We start from the raw sequence: 14,611 nt of genomic DNA, 5'->3' as shown, positions 1-14,611 counted from the left end.
CACCCGCCCCGAAGGGGGCCCACCATGACCGAAGGGCACTGCAATGAGCAACGAACTGCCAATCCATCTCTACAAAGCCAATGCCGAGCTGCAACTGCAGATCACGCGCTTGCTGCAGGAGAGCAGCCATCACTGGCTCGAGGTCATGCAACAGCTCAGCGCTGGCAGCGTGCTGGAGACCACCTCGCGCATCCAGGGCCTCCAACAGGCGGCCGACTGGCAAGCGCTCGCGACCTTGCCGTCCGAAGTGTTCTGGCGTCTGTGCCAAGGCCGCATGGGCGATGCCCAAGCGGTCGGGCAAGTAGCAGCCAAGAGCCAGACGGCCTTTGCCAATGGACTGCGCCAGGCGCTCACGACTTGGCAGGAGTCTGTCTCCGAGGCATTCGGCGCGAGTGGCGACGCAGCCTCTTTCACGCAGCTTTGCCAGCGCTGGACGCAGCCCTGGACCGCCCCAAGCGCCGTACCCCAGGGCAAGACCAAGAAATGAGGGGACGGCAATGAATACGACGCAACGGACGGCGCTGGTGACGGGAGGCAACCGGGGGTTGGGCGCTGCGATCGCCCGTGCCCTGCACGATGCCGGCCACCGCGTGATCGTCACGCATACCCCCGGCAACACCACGATTGGCCAGTGGCAGCAAGCGCAAGCGACACAGGGCTACAAATTTGCTGCCTACGGGGTGGATGTATCGAACTACGAATCAACGCAGGAACTGGCGCGGCGCATCCACGCCGACGGTCATCGGATCGACATCCTGGTGAACAACGCCGGCATCACCCGCGATGCAACGCTGCGCAAGCTCGACAAGGCCGGTTGGGATGCCGTACTGCGCACCAACCTGGACTCCATGTTCAACGTCACCAAGCCGTTCATCGATCCGATGGTCGAGCGCGGCTGGGGTCGCATCGTCAACATCTCGTCGATCAACGGCAGCAAGGGCCAGTTCGGGCAGACCAATTATTCGGCGGCCAAAGCCGGCGTGCACGGGTTCACGAAGGCGCTGGCGCAGGAGGTCGCGCGCAAGGGTGTGACGGTCAACACCGTGTCGCCGGGTTATCTGGCCACCGAGATGGTGATGGCGGTGCGGGAGGACATGCGCCAGAAGATCATCGATGCGATTCCGGTTGGCCGTCTGGGCCAGCCGGACGAGATTGCGGCACTTGTCGCCTTCATCGCCAGCGAAGCCGCCGCCTTTATGACCGGCAGCAACGTGGCGATGAACGGCGGCCAGCATATGTATTGAGTAGTCGAGGGGCCTGCGGCATGAAAGTCTGGACCATTCGCTTGGGCAGTTCACCGAAGAGCATCCTTTACACACTCGGGTGCTCGGACACGAAGCATGCGCATTGACACGAGGGTGTTTGCGTGCTGACGGATAGTGATCTGCAAGCCCTCCGGTTGACCGCACGTTTAGCAGGCGTCGTCACCCTGATCCTGATTGACATCCCCATCGCTTGGTGGCTGGCTCGTACCAAGACCTGGTGGAAAGGGCCGATGGGAGGCTGCCTTGGAGCCTAGATTGCTACGCTATTTCGTTGCAGTCGCGGAAGAGCTGCATCTCGCCCGCGCGGCCGAGCGTCTCGGGATCGAGCAATCTCCCGTATCACGAGCAATGCGCGACCTGGAAAGCCAGCTTGGCGTGCAGTTGTTCGACCGCAGCACCCGCCTGACGCGGCTGACCTGGGCCGGCCAGGTGTTCCTAGGCGAATGCCGACGCGTGATGGCCACCGTGGAGCAGGCAGTCAAGAGTGCCAAGGCGGCGGCACAGGGCTACCAGGGCCATCTGCGCATCGCGATCTGCGACGGCCTGGCGCAGCCCCGCATCGCCACCTTGCTGGCACGCAGCCGCGAGGAGGAGCCCGAGATGGAGATTCGCGTCTTCGAGCTGCCGTTCGCGCAGCAGCTCAAGACGCTGCACGACGATCTGCTGGACATCGGCTTTGCGTTGTCAAACGCGGTACATGATGGCCTCGTCGCCGAGCCGGTGTGGACCGATCCGCTGTCGGTGATCGTGCCCGCACGCCACCCCTTGCTGGCACACGTGCAGGTGCCGCTGGCCGAAGCCCTGAAGTTCCCGCTGGTTCTGTGCCATCCCGAATCGGGATCGGGCTGCCGCCATCAGATTCAAGCGCTGCTGCAGGACGCAGGCACGCCGCTCAAGCTGGTCGATGAAGTGACCAGCCTGGGCGTGATGCTGACCCTGGTCGGTGCCGGCTACGGCATCGGCTTCGCCATCGCCTCGCAGGTGCAGACGCTACAGCGCCCGGACATCTCCATTCGTCCCTTGGCCGGCAGCCCACCGGTGCTCTCTACCTACCTGCTGCGCCGCCGGGGCGAACCCTCGGAGCCCATGAAGCGGTTCATCGAGCGGGCGAAAGGCGGGCGGGACCGCGCCTGTCGATGATGAGTCAATCCTTTGAGGACGCAGCTCACCTGTCCGTAGCGGCCTGTGGCGTGATGTGCCAGTGGACAGATAGACTTCGGTATGAAATCCGATGCTCTGGCTGTTGATGGATGTGCTTGGCTCGCTTTGGATCACCCGCAACGGCCTGCGTTGACCAGGCCGAAGACTTGAGTCCACAATCGAGTCCATTCCGTGACGCTTGGATCGGAAAAAACGTTCGTAATAAACGAGTTAGCGACCGGGTGCTGTTCCCTTCACCCGCTCCAGCTTCCCTACAGGGAACGCTTTCAGGATCGCTGACAGGCCGCCGGGCGAATCATTGCCGCAGGCGACCATTCATTCTGCGATCTGCCTGCGGGCTTCGCGCAGACCCATCTTGAGCACTTCGCGCACGCGCACAAGCTGGGCCTCGCGGGGCGTGACCCGTCCTGTTTCCCACTTGTACACGCTCAATGGCGACACGTGAAGCAGGCGAGCCATCTCTTTCTGGGTCATGTGGAACGCCTGCCGTTTCGCGACCAGCGCCTCGTGGCTGAAGGCGAATGCACGGCCTCCTTGCTTCGCAGGAGCCTGCTCCTGCGCAGGCGAACCCTCGGACCGCTGCGGAGGGCGCTGGCGCTCGGCCTCCACCTGCACCCGTTCCAATGCCTTGGCCAAGCTGCGCACCTGGCCAGCCAGTGCCTTGATGTCGCGTTTGAGTGCCGCGATCTCCGCGCGCTGGTTCGTTGCTGCCTTGCGCAGGGAGGCCATCTCCTCCTTGTTCTCTTTGCGTGCAATGCGGGCAACTTCCGATCGGAACGATTCAGAAAACGCAGTCATGGTCTGTGGTCCCGTGGCCGGTGAATTTGATGGAGATCACTCAGAGGACCTCGATGCCGCCCGGCCTCTGCCGGCAGCGGCGCTTTTTCGAGTGCGCTTACTTGCCGGCCTTTCGCTTTGCGGCCTTGGGATCGACCACGGCCTTGAACTTGGCGCCCGGCACGAACTTCGGCACGGTCGATGCGGGGATCTTCAGGGCTGCGCCGGTGGCGGGGTTCTTGCCAGTGCGCGCTGCACGCTTGGCAGACTTGAAGGTGCCGAAGCCGACCAGTTGAACGGTATCGCCCTTCTTCACCGCCGTCTGGATGGTTTCGGTCAAGGTTTCGAGGACAGCGTTGGCAGCAGTCTTGGACAGGTCGTTCTTGGAGGCCAGGATTTCGACGAGTTGGGCGCGATTCATATCGAAGGTATGTGTCTGAGGGTTACGATCCATGATTTATATCCGATAGCACGCTTTGCAGGGCCAACAATGCGGCGGCCCGTCAACATTCCGCAAACGGACCGGTTGAAGGCTTTAAAGGGCTGATGAAATTCTGAAGATGTTCATCGCCCACGGCCTGGGCGAAGCCATTAGCTCCGCTTCATCTTTCCACCGTAGGCTCCGCGCATGCGCATCCTCCTGATCGAAGACGATTCTTCGCTGGGCAGTTCCCTGCAGTCGTGGCTGCAGATGGACGGCTACGCGGTGGACTGGCTGCGGCGCGGGGACCAAGCCGCCGCCGCGCTGGCCACGCATGCATATTAGTGCGTGCTGCTGGACCGGGGCCTGTACGGCCTCGATGGCGACGCCGTGCTGCGGGCCCTGCGCGGCGAGAACACGCCGGCCGCAGCCTTTCTCCCCCATGCGCGGCGCGAGGAGCAGGCCACGGTCCGGGCCGATGGAGGAGCGCCTGGAGCTGCTGAAGGAGATGGCCGAGAACCTGGCCTGGCCCGCGCTGGGGCTGCTGGAGCCGCAGGCCGAGCCTCTGGCGCGCGAGACCGTGGACCTCGAGGTGGACCGCGTGATCCTGCTGCTCTGAGAGGGGAACATGGACGCCACGGGCGGATCGGAAGATCTGCCCATTCACCCCATTCGACAAGGAAGCCGATGAACACCGAAGAAATCCGCGCCGTCCTCACCATCTGCCTGCTGGCCGCCTATGCCGACGGCGACAAGCACGACCGCGAGCGCGAGCAGATCCGCCAGGTGGCGCAAGGGCTGGCGCAGGACCAGCAGGTCAACCTGCCCGGCCTGTACCAGGAGGTGCTGATGCGCCGGATCCAGCTGGCCGACGTGGTGCCGAGGCTCTCCAGCAGCGAGGCGCGCCAGCTGGCCTACGAAATGGCCGTGTGCGTGTGCGAGGCCGACGGCCAGACCAGCGCGGCAGAGCAGGCCTTCCTGGCCCGGCTGCGCGAGGCGCTGGGCCAGGCGCCGGCGGAGTTCGCCGCGCAGGCCGACGCGCTGGCAACGGCGCCGCTAGGGGCGCCGTCCGCGGCGCTGCCGGAGGCGGCCGCGGCGGGCCAGGCCGCGCCACACCCCGCCGCGGTCGATGCGCTGCCGGGCACGGCCGCGCAGCGCCGCCCGGGCACGCTGCCCGCAGCGGAGATGGACCGCAAGATCCTCAACGCGGCCATGCTCAACGGTGCCATCGAGCTGCTGCCCGAGAACCTGTCCACGCTGGCCATCATCCCGCTGCAGATGCGGCTGGTCTACCAGATCGGCCAGAGCTACGGCTACGAGCTGGACAGCGGCCATATCAAGGACCTGCTGGCCACCCTGGGCGTGGGCCTGACCTCGCAGTATCTGGAGCAGGCGGGCCGCAAGCTGCTCGGCGGCCTGCTGGGCAAAGTGGGCGGGGGCCTGCTCGGCGGGCTGGGCCGCCAGGCGGTGAGCAGCGGCATGAGCTTCGCCGCCACCTACGCGCTCGGCCATGTCGCCAACCAGTACTACGCCGGCGGCCGCACGCTGGGCACGCAGATGCTGCGCGACGCCTACCAGCACGTGATGGCCGACGGCCGCCAGCTGCAGGCGCAGTACCTGCCGCAGATGCAGGAGATGGCGCGCGGGCTGAACACCGCCAGGATCGTGCAGATGGTGCGCGGGGGCTGAGGCGGGACAACAGGCCCTACCAGGGGCGCTGCCGTCCGAAGTACTCCTGCAGGAATTCCACGCACACCCGCACCTTGGCCGAGCGCTCCAGCGGCGTGGGGTAGACGGCCCAGATGTTGGCCTCCTGGCGCCACTCGGGCAGCACCTGCACTAGGCGCCCGGCCTCCAGGTGGGCGCCCACGTCCCAGAGCGAGCGCAGCGCGATGCCGCAGCCGTCCACGGCCCACTGCACCACCATCTCGCCGTTGTTGGCCGACAGCGGCCCCGTCACCTTCACCGACTGCTCCACGGCGCCCGCGCGCAGCCGCCACACGCCGAACGGGTGGTCGCGCTCCTTGATGACCAGGCAATCGTGCGCGGGCAGTTCGGCCGGGCTGCGCGGCGTGCCCCGGCGCGCGAGGTAGCCCGGCGCGGCGCACAGCACGCGGTGGTTGTCGGCCAGGCGCCGCGCGATGAGGTGCGGCGCGATCTCGTCGCCCACGCGCACGTCCAGGTCGAAGCCCTCGCCCGCCACGTCCACGAGGCGGTCGAACACCTCCAGCCGCACCTGCAGGCCCGGGTGCCGCTGCACCAAGCGCGAGAGCATGGGCGCGACCACGTTGCGCCCGAAGCCGAAGCTGCTGGACACGCGCAGCAGCCCGCGCGGCTCGCGGCGCGTGACGGCCACCTCCTGCAGGAGCTGGTCCATGTCGTCGAGGATGCGCTGCGCCCAGTGGAACACGCGCTCGCCCTGGTCCGTGACGGCCACGCGGCGCGTGGTGCGGTGCAGCAGCGGCACGCCCAGTTCCTGCTCCAGCAGGCGGATGCGCTTGCTCACGTAGGCGGGCGATGCCGCCAGCTCCTGCGCCGCCGCGGCAAAGCCCGCCTTGCGCACCACGGTGCAGAAGACGCGCAAGTCGTCGGTCGGCGGTATTTTCTGCACAGTTCGTGAATGGTGGAACCACGGAAGCGCGCATTGTATGGATCCCGTCATCAGTAAACAATGGCGGCCAACATTTCCTGGAGAACCCACCATGCAACAACGCACATACAAGATCGCCGTGCTGCCCGGCGACGGCATCGGCAAGGAGGTCATGCCCGAAGGCCTGCGCGCCGTGCAGGCCGCCGCCCAGCGCTTCGGCCTGGCGCTGGATATCCACCACTTCGAATGGGCCAGCTGCGACTACTACGCCCAGCACGGCCAGATGATGCCGGACGACTGGAAGGCCCAGCTCCAAGACATGGACGCCATCTTCTTCGGCGCCGTGGGCTGGCCCGCCACCGTGCCCGACCACGTATCGCTGTGGGGGTCCCTCCTCAAGTTCCGCCGCGAATTCGACCAGTACATCAACCTGCGCCCCGTGCGCCTGTTCGAGGGCGTGCCCTGCCCGCTGGCCGGCCGCAAGCCCGGCGACATCGACTACTACGTGGTGCGCGAGAACACCGAGGGCGAGTACACGTCGCTCGGCGGCATCATGTACGAGGGCACGGACCGCGAGATCGTGATCCAGGAATCGGTCTACTCGCGCAAGGGCGCCGAGCGCCTGCTCAAGTTCGCCTTCGACCTCGCGCAGAGCCGCCCGCGCAAGCACGTGACCCTGGCCACCAAGAGCAACGGCATCGCCATCAGCATGCCCTGGTGGGACCAGCGCGCCGAGGAAGTGGCCAGGCAGTATCCCGGCGTCACGCTCGACAAGCAGCACATCGACATCCTCACCGCGCGCTTCGTGCTGCAGCCGGGCCGCTTCGACGTGGTGGCCGCCACCAACCTGTTCGGCGACATCCTCTCCGACCTGGGGCCCGCCACCACCGGCACCATCGGCCTGGCGCCTTCGGCCAACCTAAACCCCGAGCGCGGCTTCCCCAGCCTGTTCGAGCCCGTGCACGGCTCGGCGCCCGACATCTATGGCAAGAACATCGCCAACCCGATCGCCATGATCTGGTCCGGCGCGCTGATGCTGGACTTCCTGGCCCAGGGCCAGGGCGCGGGCCGGCAGGCGCACGACGCCATCGTGGCGGCGATCGAGGAGGTCATCAGGAGCGGCCCGCGCACGCCGGACCTGGGCGGCCAAGCCAGCACCCAGCAGGTGGGCGAGGCCATAGCGGCCCTGATCGCCAAGGGCTGAGCGCCCCGCGCACCAGTCGCGCCCGCTCTTCATTCGATAGCTGCCGGCGCTTTCTGATAAAGCGCTGGCGGCTATTTTTATTGAACTTTCTGCAGCGCGACGGCACTACCTGCAGGCAGGCGGGGCACCCGCCCTATACTCCCCGCCCCGATGAATGCAGGAATTCTTGGCATGCGCATGGCAGTCCTCTGGCGCCCGTTGGCTTATCTGGGTCTGGCCGGTCTGGCCGCGTGCGGCAGCGCCCCGCCGGGCAAGAGCGCGGCGCCCGCGCAGGCCGCGGCCGAGCCTGTCAGGATCGGCGTCGCCCTCGGCGGCGGCGCGGCCAAGGGCTTCGCGCACATCGGCGTCATCAAGATGCTGGAGGCCAATGGCCTGGCGCCCGCCGTGGTGGCGGGCACCAGCGCGGGCAGCGTGGTCGGCGCGCTGTATGCGAGCGGCATGGATGCCTTCGAGCTGCAGGAAAAGGCCGTGGCCCTGGATGAGACCAGGATCCGCGACCTGCAGCTGTCCTCCGGCGGGCTGGTGCAGGGCCAGAAGCTCGAGGACTATGTGAACGAGCAGGTGCGCCGCAAGCCCCTGGAGCAGCTGGCCAAGCCCTTCGTGGCCGTGGCCACGCGGCTGGAGGACGGCGAGCGCACCGTGTTCGCGCGCGGCAACACGGGCCAGGCGGTGCGCGCGTCCAGCAGCATCCCGGGCGTTTTCCAGCCCGTGGCCATCGGCAAGTACCACTACGTCGATGGCGGCATCGTCAGCCCCGTGCCCGTGGATGCGGCGCGCCAATTGGGCGCCGACGTGGTGATCGCCGTGGACATCTCCAACAAGGCCCGTGGCAAGGCGCCGGAACACCTGCTGGGGGCGCTGGGCCAGTCCATCGCCATCATGGGCCAGAAGCTGGGCCAGGCCGAGCTGGCGCGCGCCGACGTGGTCATTCGCCCGAAGGTGCTGGACATCGGCCCGGCGGACTTCAGCCAGCGCGCCAGCGCCATCGTGGAGGGTGAAAAGGCCGCGCTGGCCGCCATGGCGCAGATCCGCGAGCGCATCGCCCAGGTGCAGGCGGAGCGCGCGCAGGCCACGCGCCTGGCGCAGCAAAAGGCGCTCGACGCCCAGCGCGAGGCCTGCCTGAACAACCGTTCGCGCCTGCGGAAGCTGGCGGGGATGGCGGGGCTCGACAACTCCTGCGCCGCGCCCTGATTTACGCCGTTTTTCCCACTTCTCTCAGGCTCTCCACCAGCAGCCCCGTCACCGGCGTCACCCGTTGCCCGCGCAGTGTGATCAGTCCCACGGGCGGGAGCGCGACCTGCACGGGCAGCCTCAGCACCGCCAGCATGCCCTGCTGCGCGAAATGCCGAGCCACCGTGCGCGCCATGAAGGCCACCGCGCCGCGCTGGTGCAGGAAGGTGATCTGCGACAGGAACGAGGCCGATTCGACGATGTCCGCGGGCGGGTGCAAGCCGTGGGCGAAGAACTGCTGCTCCAGCTTCACGCGCAGCGAGGCCCAGGGCGGGGGCATCACGCAGGGCTGCCCGGCCAGGTCGGCCCACTGCACGGCGCGCCTGCGCGCGAGCGCGTGGCCGGGCCGCGCCACTGCCACCATGGGGTCGTCGTAGAGCGGCTCGGTCTCCAGGTCGGGCGAGGCGTAGCCGGGCTCCAGGCGGCCCACGAACAAGTCCAGCTCGCCCAGGCGCAGCTTGGGCAAAAGGCGCGCGAGGTCGCCCTCCTCGATGAGCACCGTGGTGCGGTGCGAGCGCGCCTTGAGCCGCTGCACGGCCTGCGCCAGCAGCACGGGCGTGGCCGACACCATGGCGCCCACGCTGGTGCGCCCGCTGGCGCCGCTGGCCTCTGCGGCGATCTCGTCGCGCGTGCGGTCGTAGCCGGCGAGCACCGAGCGCGCGAAGCGCACCACGCTCGCGCCCGCGGCCGTGGGCTCGGTGCCGCGCGTGGAGCGCTCGAACAGCGGCAGGCCGAACATGGACTCGATCTCGGCCAGCGTCTTGGAGACGGCCGGCTGCGTGACCGACAGAAATTCCGCCGCCCGCCCCAGATGGCGGAACTGGTCCAGCGCCACCAGCATCTGCAGGTGGCGCAGCTTGAGGTTGCTGCGCAGTACGCGGTCTATCTGTGCCATCGCCGGGCCTTTCGTCGCGGGGAGCTTCATAACCCACAAGCAATGAAGCAAGTCCATATTTTCATTGGATTGTTATGCAGCAGGATCCAACAATGGCGGACTGACAGCAACCCACGACAGGAGACACGCATGCAGACCCCACGCAGTGAACGCCGCCAGTTCATCTTCGGCGCGCTCGGCGCCGCCGCCCTCGCCACCGGCTCCACCCGCCTGTTCGCGCAGGAATGGCCCGCGCGCCCCATCACCTTCATCTGCCCCTGGCCCGCGGGCGGCACGGCCGACCAGTCGATGCGCGCGCTGTGCACTGTGGCCGCGCGCGTGCTGGGCCAGGCGATCGCGGTGGAGAACCGCGCGGGCGCCTCGGGCATGATCGGCGCGAAGGCGCTGGCATCGGCCAAGGCCGACGGCTACACCATCGGGCAGATCCCGATCTCGGTCACGCGCTTCTCGCAGATCGGCACGCTGGCCGCCGATCCGCGCAAGGACTTCACCTACATCGCGCGCACCTCGGGCCAGACCTTCGGTATCGCGGTGCCGGCCAGCTCGCCGTACAAGACGCTGCAGGAGCTCGTGGCCGCCGCCAAGGCGAGGCCGGGCCAGGTAACCTACGCCCACGCGGGCGTGGGCGGCGCCACGCACGTGGGCATGGAGGAGTTCGCCATGGCCGCGGGCGTCCAGTTCAACCACGTGCCCTACAAAGGCGGCGCCGAGGCGCTGCAGGGCGTGCTGGGCGGCCACGTGGACGCGCTGGCCGACTCCAGCTCGTGGGCGCCGCACGTGGAGGCCGGCAAGCTGCGCCTGCTGGCCACCTGGGGCGAGCAGCGCACGCCTCGCTTCAAGGACGTGCCCACGCTCAAGGAGCTGGGCTACAACGTGGTGGTGGACGCGCCCAACGGCATCGGCGCGCCCAAGGGCATGGACCCGGCCATCCTGGCCAGGCTGCGCGACGCCTTCAGGCAGGCCGTGGCCAGCCACGAGTTCAAGGCCGTGACGGACAGGATCGACGCCCCGGTCATGTACCTGGACGGCCCCGACTACGAGAAATACGTGAACGCGGTCTACCAGAAAGAAACCGTGCTGATCGACAAGCTCAAGCTGCGCGAGCTGATGAAATCATGACCATGGGCCCTCTGCTGCACCTGCACCCCAATGACAACGTGTTCGTCGCCAAGACGGCGCTGGCGCTGGGCCAGGAGATTCCCGAGCTGGGCGTGCGCACGCGCGCCCAGGTGCCCGCGGGGCACAAGATCGCCGCGCGCCGCATCGCCGAGGGCGAGCAGGTGAAGAAGTACGACACCGTGATCGGCGTGGCCACGCGCGACCTGGAGCCGGGCGACTACGTGCACAGCCACAACCTGAAGATCGTGGACTACTACCGCGACCCGGCCTTCGGCGCGGACGTGCGGCCCGTGCAATACGTGCCCGAGGACCGGCGCGCCACCTTCAAGGGCTTCGTGCGCGCGGACGGCCGCGTGGGCACGCGCAACTTCATCGGCATCCTGTCGTCGGTGAACTGCTCGGCCACGGCGATCCGGCACATCGCTGCGCACTTCACGCCCGAGCGGCTCGCGGCCTATCCCCACGTGGATGGTGTGGTGGCCTTCGCGCAGACCAGCGGCTGCGGCATGTCCTCGCCCAGCGAGCATTTCGACGTGCTGCGCCGCACGCTGGCGGGCTACGCGCGCCACCCCAACCTGGCGGGCGCGCTCATCGTGGGCCTGGGCTGCGAGCGCAACCAGGTCGATGCCCTGGTGCAGTCCCAGGGCCTGCAGCCGGGGCAGCTGCTGCGCACCTTCGTGATGCAGGACATGGGCGGCACGCGCGCCACCATCGCGGCGGGCATCGCGGCCATCGAGGAGATGCTCCCCATCGCCAACCAGGCGCGGCGCCAGACGGTGAGTGCGAGCCACCTGAAGATCGGGCTGGAGTGCGGCGGCTCGGACGGTTTCTCGGGCATCACCGCCAACCCGGCCCTGGGCGCGGCCATGGACATCCTGGTGCGCCACGGCGGCACGGCCATCCTGAGCGAGACGCCCGAGATCCACGGCGTGGAGTTCATGCTCACGCGCCGCGCCGTCAGCCCCGAGGTGGGCCAGAAGCTGCTGGACCGCCTGGCCTGGTGGGAGAAGTACGCCGCGGGCCAGAACGCCCAGTTCAACGGCGTGGTGGGCCACGGCAACCAGGCCGGGGGCCTGGCCAACATCTTCGAGAAATCGCTGGGCAGCGCCATGAAGGGCGGCACCACGCCGCTGCAGGCCGTGTACGAATACGCCGAGCCCATCACGCAGAACGGCTTCGTCTTCATGGACTCGCCCGGCTACGATCCCGTGGCCGCCACGGGCCAGATCGCCAGCGGCGCCAACATGATCTGCTTCACCACCGGGCGCGGCTCCATGTTCGGCAGCAAGCCCGCGCCCACGGTCAAGCTGGCCACCAACACGCCCATGTACCTGCGCCTGCAGGAGGACATGGACATCAACTGCGGCCTGATCGTCGATGGCGAATGCACCGTGCCCGAGATGGGCGAGCGCATCTTCGCGCAGATCCTGCGCCACGCGAGCGGCGAGCCCACCAAGAGCGAACTGCTGGGCCTGGGCGACAATGAGTTCGTGCCCTGGCACCTGGGCATCGTCAGCTGAAACTCCTGAAACCATAGCTGCAAGCGCTTTACCGGCAAGCCCTGGCGGCATATTTCATTCAAAGCCATGCCACTAACTCTCTCCCGCCCCGATCTGATCCGCAGCGCCAACTTCATCGCCGGCGCCTGGACCAGCACGCCCGCCGCGCGCCTGGCCGTCACCGACCCGGCCACTGGCGCCGCCATCACCGACGTGCCCGACAGCGGCGCGGCCGAGGCCCGCGCCGCGCTCGACGCCGCCCACGCAGCCTTCCCCGCGTGGCGCAAGGTGCCGGCCAAGCAGCGCGCGGCCATCATCAAGCTTTGGCACGACCTCGTGATGGCGCACCAGGACGACCTGGGCAAGCTCATTTCCCGCGAGCAGGGCAAGCCCCTGGCCGAGGGCAAGGGCGAAGTGGCCTACGCCGCCAGCTATATCGAATGGTTCGGCGAAGAGGCCACGCGCATGAACGGCGAGGTCATCCCCGCGCCCGTGCCGGGCCGGCGCATGTTCGCGCTGCGCGAGCCCGTGGGCGTGGTGGCGGCCATCACGCCGTGGAACTTTCCCGCCGCGATGATCGCGCGCAAGATCGCGCCGGCTCTGGCGGCAGGCTGCACCGTGGTCTGCAAGCCGGCCGAGGACACGCCGCTGACCTCGCTGGCCCTGGTGCTGCTGGCGCACGAGGCGGGCGTGCCGCCCGGCGTGCTCAACATCGTCACCGCCTCGCGCGAGAAGACGCCCGAGGTTGTGGACGTGTGGCTCGACGACGCGCGCGTGCGCAAGATCACCTTCACGGGATCGACGCCCGTGGGCAAACACCTCGCGCGGCGCAGCGCCGACACGCTCAAGAAGCTGTCGCTGGAGCTGGGCGGCAACGCGCCCTTCATCGTGTTCGACGATGCCGACGTGGATGCGGCCGTCGAAGGCTTCATGGCCGCCAAGTTCAGGAACGGCGGCCAGACCTGCGTGTGCCCCAACCGCGTATTCGTGCACCGCGCCGTGTTCGATTCCTTCGCGCAGAAGCTCGCCGCGCGCGTGGGCGCGCTGAAGGTGGGCCCCGCGAGCGACCCGGCCTCGCAGATCGGCCCCATGATCAACGGCCGCGCGGTGGAGAAGATAGAGCGCCACGTGCAGGACGCCATCGCCAAGGGCGCCAGGGTACTCACCGGCGGCAAGCGCCTGCCCGAGCTGGGCCCCACCTACTACGCCCCCACCGTGCTCACCGGCGCCGACCCCACGATGGCCTGCGCCTGCGAGGAAACCTTCGGCCCCGTCGCGCCGCTCACCGTGTTCGACGACGAGGCCGAGGTGGTCCAGGCCGCCAACGACACGCCCTTCGGCCTGGCCGCCTACTTCTACAGCCAGGACGTGCGCCGCATCTGGCGCGTGGCCGATGCGCTCGAATCGGGCATCGTCGGCATCAACGAGGGCGCCATCTCGGCCGAGGCCGCGCCCTTCGGCGGCGTGAAGGAATCGGGCTACGGGCGCGAGGGATCGACGCACGGGCTCGACGACTACCTGCACACCAAGTACGTCTGCCAAGGCCAACTCGACTGAAAAGCCATGCCCGCACACAACCCCTTCAAGACCGCGCTTGCCAACGGGCAGGCGCAGATCGGCCTGTGGCTCTCCATGGCCGACCCCTACCTCGCCGAGGCCGCCGCCACCACCGGCTACGACTGGCTGCTGATCGACGGCGAGCACGCGCCCAACGACCTGCGCGGCACGCTGGCCGCGCTGCAGACCATGGCGCCCTACCCCGGCCAGCCCGTGGTGCGCGTGGTGGAAGGCAGCACCGCCCTCATCAAGCAGATGCTGGACATAGGCGCCAAGTCGCTGCTCGTGCCCATGGTCGATACGGCAAGCCAAGCCCGCGCCATCGTGGCCGCCACGCAGTACCCGCCCAGGGGCGTGCGCGGCGTGGGCAGCGCCGTGGGGCGCGCGTCGCAGTGGAGCAGCCGCGCCGACTACCTGGCCGTGGCCGACGACGAGGTCTGCCTGCTGGTGCAGGCCGAGACCGCCACGGCACTCAGGAACCTGGAGGCCATCTGCGCCGTGGACGGCGTGCACGGCGTGTTCATCGGCCCGGCGGACCTGGCCGCGTCCATGGGCCACCGGGGCAATCCCGGCCACCCCGAGGTGCAGGCCGCCATCGAGGGCGCGATGCGGACCATCGTTGCCAGCGGCAAGGCCGCGGGCACGCTGACCTCCGACCCGGCGCTGGCGCGGCGCTACCTCGACCTGGGCTGCACCTTCGTGGCCGTCGGAGTGGACGTGCTGCTATTCACCCAGGCGGCGCGCAAGCGGCGCGCCGAGCTGGGCGGCCAGCCCGTCGCCAACGCGGCCCCGCCCAGCGCCGCGTACTGAGATAAAACGACAACCCCCTGAGCGACTTCGTCGCTTCCCCCTTCTCTCACGCTGCGCGTGGGAAGGGGGACGCCGCCCGTGCG

The 14,611-nt window shown here is 68.4% G+C and carries 16 protein-coding genes; 12 read left to right on the top strand and 4 right to left on the bottom strand.

Annotated features, from left to right (window positions below; translation table 11 throughout):
- Positions 1 to 43: 43 nt before the first annotated feature.
- The 3 genes from ALIDE2_RS08605 to ALIDE2_RS08595 all read left to right on the top strand — a co-directional run bounded on the left by ALIDE2_RS08605 (position 44) and on the right by ALIDE2_RS08595 (position 2,405).
- The gene (locus ALIDE2_RS08605) at positions 44 to 487 is read left to right on the top strand and encodes a phasin family protein (RefSeq protein ID WP_013721835.1); all 444 of its coding nucleotides are present in this window, start codon (positions 44 to 46) and stop codon (positions 485 to 487) included.
- Between the two features lie 10 nt (positions 488 to 497).
- Positions 498 to 1,244 (top strand): acetoacetyl-CoA reductase, encoded by a 747-nt coding sequence (gene phbB / locus ALIDE2_RS08600; RefSeq protein ID WP_013721834.1) that lies wholly within the window; start codon positions 498 to 500, stop codon positions 1,242 to 1,244.
- Positions 1,245 to 1,508: 264 nt separating this feature from the next.
- Positions 1,509 to 2,405, top strand: a complete 897-nt coding sequence (locus tag ALIDE2_RS08595; protein ID WP_013721833.1) for a LysR family transcriptional regulator — start codon at positions 1,509 to 1,511, stop codon at positions 2,403 to 2,405.
- 336 nt (positions 2,406 to 2,741) lie between these two features.
- Here ALIDE2_RS08595 and ALIDE2_RS08590 read toward each other — a convergent pair whose 3' ends face one another.
- Both ALIDE2_RS08590 and ALIDE2_RS08585 read right to left on the bottom strand, forming a co-directional pair.
- Positions 2,742 to 3,224, bottom strand: coding sequence for a helix-turn-helix domain-containing protein (locus ALIDE2_RS08590; RefSeq protein WP_013519571.1), 483 nt, complete (start codon positions 3,222 to 3,224; stop codon positions 2,742 to 2,744).
- Between the two features lie 97 nt (positions 3,225 to 3,321).
- Positions 3,322 to 3,624, bottom strand: a complete 303-nt coding sequence (locus tag ALIDE2_RS08585) for an HU family DNA-binding protein (RefSeq protein ID WP_041700779.1) — start codon at positions 3,622 to 3,624, stop codon at positions 3,322 to 3,324.
- Positions 3,625 to 3,831: 207 nt separating this feature from the next.
- Between ALIDE2_RS08585 and ALIDE2_RS24295 the strand changes: the two genes are divergently transcribed.
- From ALIDE2_RS24295 to ALIDE2_RS08575, 3 genes are all read left to right on the top strand, one after another.
- The gene (locus ALIDE2_RS24295) at positions 3,832 to 3,969 is read left to right on the top strand and encodes a response regulator (RefSeq protein ID WP_013519573.1); all 138 of its coding nucleotides are present in this window, start codon (positions 3,832 to 3,834) and stop codon (positions 3,967 to 3,969) included.
- 133 nt (positions 3,970 to 4,102) lie between these two features.
- Positions 4,103 to 4,243 carry a hypothetical protein gene (locus tag ALIDE2_RS25265; RefSeq protein WP_013519574.1) on the top strand — a complete coding sequence of 47 codons (141 nt, stop codon included), beginning with the start codon at positions 4,103 to 4,105 and terminating at the stop codon, positions 4,241 to 4,243.
- 26 nt (positions 4,244 to 4,269) lie between these two features.
- Positions 4,270 to 5,313, top strand: coding sequence for a YcjF family protein (locus ALIDE2_RS08575; RefSeq protein ID WP_274378508.1), 1,044 nt, complete (start codon positions 4,270 to 4,272; stop codon positions 5,311 to 5,313).
- Between the two features lie 16 nt (positions 5,314 to 5,329).
- Here the strand turns inward: ALIDE2_RS08575 and ALIDE2_RS08570 are convergent, their stop codons facing one another.
- Complete coding sequence (locus ALIDE2_RS08570) at positions 5,330 to 6,226, bottom strand: LysR family transcriptional regulator (RefSeq protein ID WP_373279425.1); 897 nt, start codon at positions 6,224 to 6,226, stop codon at positions 5,330 to 5,332.
- Between the two features lie 100 nt (positions 6,227 to 6,326).
- Between ALIDE2_RS08570 and ALIDE2_RS08565 the strand changes: the two genes are divergently transcribed.
- Both ALIDE2_RS08565 and ALIDE2_RS08560 read left to right on the top strand, forming a co-directional pair.
- Positions 6,327 to 7,418 (top strand): tartrate dehydrogenase, encoded by a 1,092-nt coding sequence (locus ALIDE2_RS08565; protein ID WP_013519577.1) that lies wholly within the window; start codon positions 6,327 to 6,329, stop codon positions 7,416 to 7,418.
- Between the two features lie 171 nt (positions 7,419 to 7,589).
- Entirely contained in the window at positions 7,590 to 8,609 is a 1,020-nt protein-coding gene (locus ALIDE2_RS08560) for a patatin-like phospholipase family protein (RefSeq protein ID WP_013721832.1), read from the top strand.
- Position 8,610: 1 nt separating this feature from the next.
- Here the strand turns inward: ALIDE2_RS08560 and ALIDE2_RS08555 are convergent, their stop codons facing one another.
- Complete coding sequence (locus tag ALIDE2_RS08555) at positions 8,611 to 9,543, bottom strand: LysR substrate-binding domain-containing protein (RefSeq protein ID WP_041701353.1); 933 nt, start codon at positions 9,541 to 9,543, stop codon at positions 8,611 to 8,613.
- Between the two features lie 129 nt (positions 9,544 to 9,672).
- On the opposite strand from ALIDE2_RS08555, the gene ALIDE2_RS08550 reads away from it, so the two are divergent.
- The 4 genes from ALIDE2_RS08550 to ALIDE2_RS08535 all read left to right on the top strand — a co-directional run bounded on the left by ALIDE2_RS08550 (position 9,673) and on the right by ALIDE2_RS08535 (position 14,528).
- Positions 9,673 to 10,662, top strand: coding sequence for a tripartite tricarboxylate transporter substrate binding protein (locus tag ALIDE2_RS08550; RefSeq protein WP_013721831.1), 990 nt, complete (start codon positions 9,673 to 9,675; stop codon positions 10,660 to 10,662).
- Positions 10,659 to 12,182, top strand: coding sequence for a UxaA family hydrolase (locus ALIDE2_RS08545; protein ID WP_013721830.1), 1,524 nt, complete (start codon positions 10,659 to 10,661; stop codon positions 12,180 to 12,182). Before ALIDE2_RS08550 ends, ALIDE2_RS08545 begins: the two co-directional genes overlap by 4 nt.
- Positions 12,183 to 12,248: 66 nt before the next feature.
- The gene (locus ALIDE2_RS08540) at positions 12,249 to 13,718 is read left to right on the top strand and encodes an NAD-dependent succinate-semialdehyde dehydrogenase (RefSeq protein ID WP_013721829.1); all 1,470 of its coding nucleotides are present in this window, start codon (positions 12,249 to 12,251) and stop codon (positions 13,716 to 13,718) included.
- A 6-nt stretch (positions 13,719 to 13,724) separates the two neighbouring features.
- Complete coding sequence (locus ALIDE2_RS08535; RefSeq protein WP_013721828.1) at positions 13,725 to 14,528, top strand: aldolase/citrate lyase family protein; 804 nt, start codon at positions 13,725 to 13,727, stop codon at positions 14,526 to 14,528.
- The last annotated feature ends 83 nt before the right edge of the window (positions 14,529 to 14,611 follow it).

Source organism: Alicycliphilus denitrificans K601, from assembly GCF_000204645.1.
Taxonomy (GTDB): domain Bacteria; phylum Pseudomonadota; class Gammaproteobacteria; order Burkholderiales; family Burkholderiaceae_C; genus Alicycliphilus; species Alicycliphilus denitrificans.
This window is presented reverse-complemented; position numbering and strand designations above follow the sequence as displayed.

Excerpts from the sequence above, each read along its gene's own strand:
- ALIDE2_RS08555 (WP_041701353.1), bottom strand. The coding sequence starts at position 9,543 with ATGGCACAGATAGACCGCGTACTGCGCAGCAACCTCAAGCTGCGCCAC.
- ALIDE2_RS08545 (WP_013721830.1), top strand. The coding sequence starts at position 10,659 with ATGACCATGGGCCCTCTGCTGCACCTGCACCCCAATGACAACGTGTTC.
- ALIDE2_RS08565 (WP_013519577.1), top strand. The coding sequence starts at position 6,327 with ATGCAACAACGCACATACAAGATCGCCGTGCTGCCCGGCGACGGCATC.
- ALIDE2_RS08535 (WP_013721828.1), top strand. The coding sequence starts at position 13,725 with ATGCCCGCACACAACCCCTTCAAGACCGCGCTTGCCAACGGGCAGGCG.
- ALIDE2_RS08585 (WP_041700779.1), bottom strand. The coding sequence starts at position 3,624 with ATGAATCGCGCCCAACTCGTCGAAATCCTGGCCTCCAAGAACGACCTG.
- ALIDE2_RS08590 (WP_013519571.1), bottom strand. The coding sequence starts at position 3,224 with ATGACTGCGTTTTCTGAATCGTTCCGATCGGAAGTTGCCCGCATTGCA.
- ALIDE2_RS25265 (WP_013519574.1), top strand. The coding sequence starts at position 4,103 with ATGGAGGAGCGCCTGGAGCTGCTGAAGGAGATGGCCGAGAACCTGGCC.
- ALIDE2_RS08560 (WP_013721832.1), top strand. The coding sequence starts at position 7,590 with ATGCGCATGGCAGTCCTCTGGCGCCCGTTGGCTTATCTGGGTCTGGCC.
- ALIDE2_RS24295 (WP_013519573.1), top strand. The coding sequence starts at position 3,832 with ATGCGCATCCTCCTGATCGAAGACGATTCTTCGCTGGGCAGTTCCCTG.
- ALIDE2_RS08550 (WP_013721831.1), top strand. The coding sequence starts at position 9,673 with ATGCAGACCCCACGCAGTGAACGCCGCCAGTTCATCTTCGGCGCGCTC.
- ALIDE2_RS08605 (WP_013721835.1), top strand. The coding sequence starts at position 44 with ATGAGCAACGAACTGCCAATCCATCTCTACAAAGCCAATGCCGAGCTG.
- phbB (WP_013721834.1), top strand. The coding sequence starts at position 498 with ATGAATACGACGCAACGGACGGCGCTGGTGACGGGAGGCAACCGGGGG.
- ALIDE2_RS08540 (WP_013721829.1), top strand. The coding sequence starts at position 12,249 with ATGCCACTAACTCTCTCCCGCCCCGATCTGATCCGCAGCGCCAACTTC.